Annotated in this window: 1 protein-coding gene; it reads right to left on the bottom strand. The window is 35.8% G+C overall.

Annotation, left to right across the window (positions count from 1 at the left end):
• Positions 1-1,049, bottom strand: a 1,049-nt coding sequence (locus tag D1831_RS14475; RefSeq protein WP_158610680.1) for a hypothetical protein, incomplete at both ends; no start/stop codon positions are given.

Here is a 1,049-nt window from a genome sequence, read left to right on the forward strand (position 1 = left end):
AATTCACTATACTCATCTTCAACACCGTGTTTACACTGTAATTGTTTCAGTACACGACCTAGTTCTCTCACATCAAATTGTTTCTCAGGGTTATCCGTTACTAACTGATCAAACAACCACTCGGAGTCTGGTAGCGTTTGACGTTCAACATTTTGAATGGCTACTAACCCTTCACCAGAACTGATAACTCCAGCAACCGTTTTCCACCGATATTCTTTATTAGCTGCACTACGTTTAGGCCCATTTAAAACGTAGTGATAGACTCGGTGACAAATCACTGATAGTTCACTTTGAGATTCATTTTCTAAAACAACTTGCTCACTTTTAATACTGAATTTTCTATCAGTTTGAAAGCTTATTTTCGCAACTTGAATAGTGAGTGGTTTTTCTTTAATGTACCTAAAATTATAAAACTCGTACTTAGCTGTCGTATCTAATAAATCTCCCGTCACGGGCGTCAAAGTCTGACTCACTAGATCTTGCTTAATTACCAATTCTTGGGCAACTTTATTGATTTTACTGTCCATTGTGATATCAGATAATTCGTGTCCATCCTCAAATTGATGAAATTTTTGAACGGTGATATGTTGAATTATTTTCTCTTCACCACTAATTTCATACGCATCTTCCTCGCTTCCGTAATCATCTTGGATAATTTGAATATTTAAACCGGGACATGCATGATCTGAAAGTTTAATTTGGATCTGATTAGCTTGTATCGTCGGACTCGCCTTTAGTTGTCTGGCTAAGTTAGTTGCAATATTGCGGGCACGCTCAACGTTATTATCATAAAATATGTTGAGTTGCTGCTTTGCCATATATTTCCATAAGAATCTATCATCTAGTGTTTTCATTTTTCCCGTGTAATCCTCTAGGGGAAACACTTTGAATTCGGGTACTTTTTCAAAATATTTTTTCATATTAGTTCTTAAGCTATTCAACAGATCTCTGGAAATTCCAACTTTAGATTCGCGAAATTTCCGTAATTCAGTTATGGACATAAAATCCACATTATTATTTTTGGATCCGCTCCCCTTTTTGTATAACAC

The sequence above is a fragment of the Lactiplantibacillus garii genome (genome assembly GCF_003885105.1).
Classification (GTDB): Bacteria; Bacillota; Bacilli; order Lactobacillales; family Lactobacillaceae; genus Lactiplantibacillus; species Lactiplantibacillus garii.